This is a genomic window from Streptomyces sp. LS1784 (genome assembly GCF_020103755.1).
GTDB lineage: Bacteria > Actinomycetota > Actinomycetes > Streptomycetales > Streptomycetaceae > Kitasatospora.
Genome location: NZ_JAHSQD010000382.1, coordinates 1 through 7,995, shown reverse-complemented (window position 1 = coordinate 7,995; position 7,995 = coordinate 1). Strand labels below are relative to the sequence as shown.

Below are 7,995 nucleotides of genomic sequence, written 5' to 3'. Positions count from 1 at the left end.
ACCCCGCCGGGCAACCCCGCCCCGCCGGCCGCCGGCGCCCGCTGGCAGCCCACGCCCGGCCTGGCCTGGCAGTGGCAGCTCGGCGGCGGCGTGGACCAGTCGGTGGACGTCCCGGTCTACGACATCGACGGCTTCGAGAACGACGCCTCGGTGGTGGCCGCTCTGCACGCCAAGGGCCGCAAGGTGATCTGCTACATCAACGCCGGCTCCTGGGAGGACTTCCGCCCCGACTCCACCGCCTTCGCCAAGGCCCTCCAGGGCTCGGACACCGGCTGGAAGGGCGAGAAGTGGTTCGACATCCGCAAGCTCGACCAGCTCAGGCCGCTGATGGCCGCCCGCTTCGACATGTGCAAGAGCAAGGGCTTCGACGCCATCGAGCCGGACACCATCGAGGCCTACAACCAGAACAGCGGCTTCCCGCTGACCCCGGACGACCAGCTCAGGTACAACCGGATGCTGGCGCAGCTCGCCCACGAACGCGGCCTGGCCATCGGCCTGAAGAACGACCTGGACCAGATCCCGGCGCTCCTCGCGGACTTCGACTTCGCGGTCAACGAGGAGTGCGCGCAGTTCGACGAGTGCGACCGGGTCGCCCCCTTCGTCAAGGCGGGCAAGGCGGTCTTCCACGTCGAGTACAAGCTCGACACGGGCCAGTTCTGCGGCAGGACCAAGTCGCTGGGCTTCAGCTCGATGCAGAAGAAGCTCGAACTGAACGCCTGGCGCAAGCCCTGCTGAGGCGTTCCCCTCCCGTCGCGCGGGTGACCCGGACGAGGGTCACCCGCGCGAGGGTCACTTGACCGCCAGCCAGATGACGCCGCCCAGGACGGCCAGTGCGACGACGGCGACCAGCGCGATCACGCCGGTGCGGCTGCCGCTCTTGCTGCTGCCGTAGGTGGAAACGTTGCCGGGGGCCTGGGGCGCCGGGCTCTCGTCGACGAACGCCCGGAACATCTGGGTGCTGCCGGCGGGGTCGTAGTCGTTGTCAGCCATGGCACGGACTCTAACGAATCGGCCCACCTCAGGCACACCCCGGACCCCCGTCGCGCGGGCCACACCACCCCCATGTGCGACAGGGGCACGACGGGCTCGTGAAGACCGGGCGTTTCGCGGAATTCCCCACCGCACCATCCGGTTCACTGGGATCATGACCGGAAACCACAGCCGGGTGAGCCTCGGCACCTCCGACCTGTCCGTCTTCCCGCTCGCCCTCGGCGGCAACGTCTTCGGCTGGACGGCCGACGAGCAGCAGTCCTTCGCCGTCCTGGACGCCTACGCGGCGGCCGGCGGCAACTTCATCGACACCGCCGACGTCTACTCCTCCTGGGCCCCGGGCAACACCGGCGGCGAGTCCGAGACCGTCATCGGCAACTGGCTGCGCAGCCGCGGCAACCGCGAGGACGTCGTGATCGCCACCAAGGTCGGCATGCACGCCGAGCGCAGCGGTCTGGGCGCCGCCACCATCAAGGCCGCGGCCGAGGACTCGCTGCGGCGCCTGGGCATCGAGCGGATCGACCTCTACTACACCCACCGGGACGACGACACCCCGGTCGAGGAGTTCGTCACCGCCCTGGACGAACTGGTCCGCGAGGGCAAGGTCCGGGCGGTCGCCGCCTCCAACATCTCCGCCGAGCGGCTCGCCGAGGCGCTGGCCTTCGCCGAGCGCGAGGGCCTGGCGAAGTACGTCGCCGTCCAGCCGCACTACAACCTGGTCTCGCGCAGCACCTTCGAGGGCCCGCTGGCCGACGTGGTCGCCGAGCACGGCCTCGCCACCGTCCCGTACTACGCGCTGGCCTCCGGCTTCCTGACCGGCAAGTACCGTCCGGGCGGCGCGGGGGTGGACAGCGCCCGCGCCGAGGGCGCCGCCCGCTACCTGGCCGAGCCGCGCGGCCCCAAGGTGCTGGAGGCGCTGGACGCCGTCGCCGCCGAGCAGGAGGTGGAGCCCGCCTCCGTCGCCCTGGCCTGGCTCGCCGCCCGTCCGACGGTCGCCGCCCCGATCGCCAGTGCCCGCACCGTCGAGCAGCTCCCGCCACTGCTGACCGGCGCCACCCTGAAGCTCACGCCGACGCAGACCGCCCTGCTGGACGCCGCCTCCGCCTGAGCCCGCCCGGCACCACACCGGCCCCCGCAGGCCGCGAACCCGCCCAGCCCTGGGCGCAGTTCGCGGCCTGCGGCCTTCCGGGCGAAACCCGTTGGTCCGGGAACCATCGGCGGCGCTGACAAGTCATGGTCGATGAACCATCAAGCACGCACCAAGACTTCACTCATACAACGCCAACACGGGGGGACGTTTTGGCCGACAATCCTGCCTGGGACGGTCTGTTCGACGACGAGGACCGGAAGCGGTACGCGAGCATGCGGCTCAACTCCGCCGGCGGCAGCGGGGGCGGTGGGGGCGGCGGCAAGGTGACCGTCACCCCGGCCGATCTGAAGGCGCGGGCCGGCACCGTCGACGAGATCAAGGGCAACTTCCACACCGTCGACGACAACGCCCAGGAGAAGACCACCAACGCCTATGCGTCGCTGACCAGTTGGCAGACCGGCCCGGAGCTGCGCAACCGCTCCGTCCGCTGGGACAACCAGGTGTCCACCCTCGGCAACCTCCTCTACGACCTCGCCCAGCGGCTGCGGAAGACCGCCGACCAGTACACGGCGGCCGAGAACGCCAACAAGCAGAACCTGTCCGGCGGGAACTGAGGGGGCCACCACCGTGCTGAGCTACGCGATCGTCCGCAACGCCACGTTCGAGCCGCTGCACGCGGCCGCCGAGGAGTGGAAGACCCTCCAGGCCCGCTACACCGGCCTGAAGGACCGGCTGACCAACGAGGTCGCCAACAAGCTGGCTGCCGGCTGGGAGGGCGAGGCCGCCACCCAGGCCCGAGCGCAGATCCAGAAGGCCGCCGAGCAGATCGACGCCGCCGGCAAGGAGTCCGCCGACATCAGCGGACTGCTCGCCGACGCCGCCCAGCAGTTCGCCGCCGCCCAGACCCGGCTGAAGAAGATCGCCGACGAGGACGGCCCGGCCAACCACCTCCAGGTGGACGGCACCGGAAAGGTCACCGACGTCCATCCGCTGCTGAAGGACAAGTCCGCCCAGGCCGACCCGGACTACGAGCGGGTCTTCCTGCCGCAGCGCAAGCGCGCGGTGGAGGACCTGGTCCACAGCCTCGAAGCGGCGCTCCAGCAGGCCGCCGACGCGGACCAGGCCGCCGCCTGGGCACTGCGCTCGGACCCGAACGGCGCGAACGACTACTCGTTCAACGCCAACGGCTACCACAACCTCAAGGACGCCGCCGAGGCCCGCAAGGACCTGTCCGACGCGCTCGCCCTGGCCGGCAAGGGCGGCGGAAACCTCTCGGTCGAGGAGGTGACCAAGCTCAACGCCCTGCTGGAGAAGCGCAAGAACGACCCGGCGTTCGCCGAGCAGTTCGCCACCACGCTCGGCCCGCGGGGCACGCTGGAGTTCTGGCGCGACGCCAACGACCCGGCCAAGTTCGGGGCGTACAGCAAGGAACGCAACGAGGCCGTGAAGAAGCTCCAGGCCTCGCTGGGCGCGACCCTGGGCACCGCCACCCAGAGCCACTCCAAGCCCATGCAGGACTGGGAGAACGAGATGCTCAAGCTCGGTCCCCAGGTCATCAACCACCCGGGCGGTGGCCCGCAGCCGCGGGGCTACCAGCTGATGAGCAGCCTGATGCGCTCCGGCGAGTACGACACCGACTTCCTCAACTCCTACGGCGACAGCCTGCTCAAGTTCGAGCGCGCCACCAAGACCGACCCGCAGCTCATCTGGGCTCCCGACTCGACCCAGCCGAGCTGGGACCACCTCGGCGACGGGCGCGGCGGCGACGCGATGGTCGGCTTCATGGAGTCGCTCAGCCACAACCCGCAGGCCTCCACCCGCTTCCTGGACCCGGGCGACCCGCGGACCAACGACCACCTCACGTACCTTCTGGACGAACGCCGCTGGCCCGAGGAGATGGGCCGCGACGGCAAGCACGTCCAGGGCCAGCACTCGCTCGGCCTGGCCATCGAGGCCGCCGCCACCGGCGACCGGGCGGGCCAGGAGGACTCCGTCCGGCACCACAGCGAGGCCCAGGCCCGGGTCATGCGCGACACCGTCAACATGCTGGACGGCGGAATCGGCAACGAGAAGCTCCCGGCCGGCATGCAGCGCCCGATCGCCAACGCGCTGGCCGACTACGCCTCCGACACCCACGACATCCTCTCCGGCACCAACCGCGCCGCCAAGGACCACGCGGGCGAGGACGCCAGCGGCGTCTGGGTCGACCCGGTCACCGGGGAGACCAGGATGGCCACCGACAAGGGCTCGCTGATCCGGGTCCTGCGCGGCCTCGCCGACGACCCCGAGTCCCACCACGTCGTCCAGCAGGCCGAGATGGTGCACGTCGCCCAGCAGCTCGCCGAACTCCCCCCGAACGTGGGCGAGAAGGAGTGGAAGGGCGTGATGGCCAACTCCTCCGTCGCCCTCGGCGTGTACGACGCCGTCCAGGCCGACGCCATCCTCGACCAGCGCGACGACGACACCAAGGTCGAGGCCTGGCGGGCCAAGGGCATGTACCAGGGCATCGGCACCCCGCTGAAGCTGGTCCCGATTCCGGGGGTCGCGGACGTGGCGCAGAGCCTGCTCGGCAGCGGGATCATGGGGTGGCAGATGAGCGCCACCGAGGAGATCAACGCGGCCGCCGCCGGCAAGATCGAGGCGAACACGCTCACCGGCGCCAACGGCCGCAGCGGACACGAGGGGATCAGCGCCATGGTCGAGAAGTGGCAGCAGCAGCGGGCCGGCCTCAACCCGGACTCTCCCGCCGTCGACTGGGACGAGCAGCAGATGCGGACGATCTACAACACCGGCCGCAGCGACGCCGCCACCGCGCTCGGCCGCGGGGGCGAGAACAAGTGACGCCCGAGCCCGCGGAACCGCGCGGGGCCCGTCGGCGGTGGCGGCTTCCGGTCGCCGCCGCCGTCGGGCTGGTCCTCGCCGCCGGCGCCGTGTTCTACCTGGGCGGCGGGTACGACCGCTGGCAGGACGGCCGCTCGCTGGCCGGGCTCTGCCACGGCAGCGTGGACACCGCCGAGGTCAAGGCCCTGCTCGGGGTCGACCGGGTGCGCGGCAAGGACGCCGAGGCGCCGGAGGGCCTGGCGGCCTGCTCCGTGGTCAACGCCGGGAAGCCCTCCGGCGGCTTCCTCAACGTCCGGGTCGGCCGGGCACCCGACGAGGTCGGCAGGGCGCTGCACGACCTCCAGCGAGACCGTCCGAACCTCGCCACCACCATGGTGATGCCGTTCGGCCACGGCCGCCGGGGGGTTCTGGATCTGGAGGGCCGGCTCCGCACGACCGCCGTCCTCCCCTTGAACTGCCCTTCCCCGAACTCCGCAGGCCTGCTGGTCACCGTCGAGAGCGTCTCCCACAAGGGCAACTCCACCGACCCGGCCCAGCGGGCCCGGTTCGCCCGGATCGCCGCCCGGGCCGCGGACGGCGCCGCCCGGGTCTGGGGCTGCACCGCGCCCTCCGGACCGGAGATCACCGAGGTCCCCGCGGACACCCGGTACGCCAAGGTCCCGGACGGCGCGGCGAGCGGCACCTGCGCCGGACTGCCCGGCATCTCCGCCGAGTCGCCCGCGGACCCGAACGCCCCGATCGAGGACTGCTTCCTGTACGCCGGCCAGGACACCCCGCGCTTCCGACTGGGGGCGTACTACCCGCCGTTCGCGGACGTCCTCCCCTCCGTCGCCGACTACCCGGTCACCGGCCCGGCCGGCGGCAAGGACGGCCTGGCCTGGGCCACCGCCACCTGCCCCGGCGGCGCCACCGCCCTCTTCACGGTGGACACCGTGTTCGACGGGAACCGGGTCGGTGCACCCGGCCCCGCCCAGGAGAAGGAGGCCCTGCGCACCTTCGCCGCCCGCTCCGCCCAGAGCCACGGCTGCTCCGCCCCGCAGCTGCCCTGAACGCGGTCCGGGCCCCGACAGCGGCGCGCTGTCGGGGCCCGGTACGGCTTCGCGGCTACGGCCGCCCGAAGTGGGTCGGGTAGTAACCCGAGCTGAGGGTCGAGATCCGGACGGTCGTGCCCGGCCGTGGCGCCTCCACGAACTTGCCGCCGCCCAGGTATATCCCCACGTGGTGGATCCCCGAGGCCCGGCCGCTGTCGGACCAGAACACCAGGTCGCCGCGGCGCAGCTGCCCGGCGCTGATCGGCGTGGTCGCCGCGTACTGGTCGTCGGCCACCCGCGGCAGGCTTATCCCCGCGCGCCGGTAGGCCTGCTGGACCAGCCCGGAGCAGTCGTAGCCGGACGGGCCGTTGCCGCCCCAGACGTACGGCCTGCCCAGCTGGGCGAGCGCGTAGTCGATGGCCGACTCCATGCTCCCGGAGGCAGGAGCGGGGCTGGCCGCCGAACGGCTCGCGGGGAGCGCGGGGGCCGGGGCCGGGCCGCCGCCGGACTGCCCGGTGCGGCTCGCGTAGACGTCGTAGTGGCTGGTCCAACGCCACTCGCCGCTGCCGTTCTTGAACCAGTACTTCGACCCGTCCCAGCCCTGCTTCCCGGCGGAGGAGGCCGAGCCGTTGGAGACGGCCCGGGCGGTGGAGCCGGCCGAGCCGCCGGACTGCCCGGTGCGGCTCGCGTAGACGTCGTAGTGGCTGGTCCAACGCCACTCGCCGGAGCCGTTCTTGAACCAGTACTTCGACCCGTCCCAGCCCTGCTTCCCGGCCGCGGCGTGCGCGGATCCGGCGCCGGCCGTCAGGCCGACGACGCCGGCGCCCGCCAGCACGGTGGTGGCCAGGCAGGTGCTTCGCACGGCCCGGTGTATTCGGCCGCCGCCGGCCGCCACCGCGGAGCGGGCGGTGCGCGGCCGGACGGCGCAGTTCGGGCAGCCGCAGCCCGCGATCGCGGGGATGCTGCCGAGGCGTTCCTCGAAGCCGATCAGACCGGGATCACCGTCGGGGCCGCCTGAGCCGATGGTGATGGCGGGTTCGGCGTACGCGCCGGTGGCTATCCTCATGCGGGTCGTCCTTCCTTCCGCCCGGCACGGGAGGCCGGGGACGGTACCGAGGCGGCCACTCCGGCCGGGGCGACGAAGGCGACCAGCAGCTGTTCCATCAGCGCGCTGCGAGCGGCCAGGTCCAGTTCGTGCGCGGTCGCGCGCTCCAGACGGCGGACGGCGAGCGCCGCCGCCTCCACCGCGTCGTCCACCAGCACCGTACGCAGGCCCGCGTCCAGGTCGGCCAGCCTGCGCCGGCGCATCGACTCGGCCACCTCGGGTGCGTAGTCCAGGGCCAGCGGCTGCACCGAGTAGACCTCCAGGCCGGCCGGGGCGACCTCGGCGGCCAGCGCTCTGGTCAACTCGTCGGCGAACCACTGCCCGTCGCGCAGCGCGGGGCCGGGCGCCGCGTTGCTGTCACAGGGCAGGGTGGACGCGGTGCGGGTGAGCACCGCCTGGACCTGCTCGCGCAGGTAGCTCTCGTGGTCCTCGATCGCCAGCAGCGCCCGTGCGGTGTCCTTGACCCGCCAGACGATCAGCAGCCGGACCACGATCGGCGTGCCGGTGCGGTCCACCACCCTGACCGACTCGCTGCGCCAGTGCCGCAGCCGCACGTCCACGCGCCGGCGGCGCAGCAGCGGGTTGACCCAGACCAGGCCGGTCCGGCGGACGGTGCCCCGGTAGCGGCCCCAGCGGGTCAGCACCCGGGTCTCGCCGCCCGCGTTGGCCAGCAGACCGGCGAGCGTGAACACCACCAGCAGGCCTGCCGCGGCCGCCGCGGCGATCGACTGCGCGTCCACCTCCACCCGGCCGCTCTCCCGCGCGGCGCTGCCGCGCAGGTCGGGCAGTACGTCCCAGTGCGGGAGGACACCGGTGCGCAGCAGCACGAACAGCACGCCGGCCACGCCGATCAGCACCGCCAGCAGGGCGATCCAGCCGGGCAGCGCGGTGGCGCGGCGCTCCCGCAGCGCCTGGTCGGCGCGCGGCGGGCGCCGGGT

At 72.7% G+C, this 7,995-nt stretch carries 8 protein-coding genes; 5 read left to right on the top strand and 3 right to left on the bottom strand.

Annotated features, from left to right (window positions below):
- Positions 1–735: endo alpha-1,4 polygalactosaminidase (locus KS423_RS31810; protein WP_224283224.1), on the top strand; the 735-nt coding region annotated here is incomplete at its 5' end.
- 54 nt (positions 736–789) lie between these two features.
- Here KS423_RS31810 and KS423_RS31805 read toward each other — a convergent pair.
- Positions 790–990: a hypothetical protein gene (locus KS423_RS31805; protein ID WP_224283223.1), complete on the bottom strand. Its 201-nt coding sequence runs from the start codon at positions 988–990 to the stop codon at positions 790–792.
- A 154-nt stretch (positions 991–1,144) separates the two neighbouring features.
- On the opposite strand from KS423_RS31805, the gene KS423_RS31800 reads away from it, so the two are divergent.
- From KS423_RS31800 to KS423_RS31785, 4 genes are all read left to right on the top strand, one after another.
- On the top strand, positions 1,145–2,098 hold the full coding sequence (locus KS423_RS31800) for an aldo/keto reductase (protein WP_224283222.1): 954 nt from the start codon (positions 1,145–1,147) through the stop codon (positions 2,096–2,098).
- Between the two features lie 191 nt (positions 2,099–2,289).
- Positions 2,290–2,694 (top strand): type VII secretion target, encoded by a 405-nt coding sequence (locus KS423_RS31795; RefSeq protein WP_224283221.1) that lies wholly within the window; start codon positions 2,290–2,292, stop codon positions 2,692–2,694.
- Between the two features lie 13 nt (positions 2,695–2,707).
- Positions 2,708–4,921, top strand: coding sequence for a WXG100 family type VII secretion target (locus KS423_RS31790; protein ID WP_224283220.1), 2,214 nt, complete (start codon positions 2,708–2,710; stop codon positions 4,919–4,921).
- Entirely contained in the window at positions 4,918–5,970 is a 1,053-nt protein-coding gene (locus KS423_RS31785) for a hypothetical protein (protein WP_224283219.1), read from the top strand. The genes KS423_RS31790 and KS423_RS31785 overlap by 4 nt, the downstream gene beginning before the upstream one ends.
- A gap of 55 nt (positions 5,971–6,025) precedes the next feature.
- Here the strand turns inward: KS423_RS31785 and KS423_RS31780 are convergent, their stop codons facing one another.
- Positions 6,026–7,018 (bottom strand): C40 family peptidase, encoded by a 993-nt coding sequence (locus KS423_RS31780; RefSeq protein WP_224283218.1) that lies wholly within the window; start codon positions 7,016–7,018, stop codon positions 6,026–6,028.
- The coding region (locus tag KS423_RS31775; RefSeq protein WP_224283217.1) for an SPFH domain-containing protein at positions 7,015–7,995 on the bottom strand (981 nt) is incomplete at its 5' end. The genes KS423_RS31775 and KS423_RS31780, both read right to left, overlap by 4 nt.

Bases quoted from the DNA above. Each gene is read 5' to 3' on its own strand.
- KS423_RS31805 (WP_224283223.1), bottom strand. From the start codon at position 990: ATGGCTGACAACGACTACGACCCCGCCGGCAGCACCCAGATGTTCCGG.
- KS423_RS31780 (WP_224283218.1), bottom strand. From the start codon at position 7,018: ATGAGGATAGCCACCGGCGCGTACGCCGAACCCGCCATCACCATCGGC.
- KS423_RS31800 (WP_224283222.1), top strand. From the start codon at position 1,145: ATGACCGGAAACCACAGCCGGGTGAGCCTCGGCACCTCCGACCTGTCC.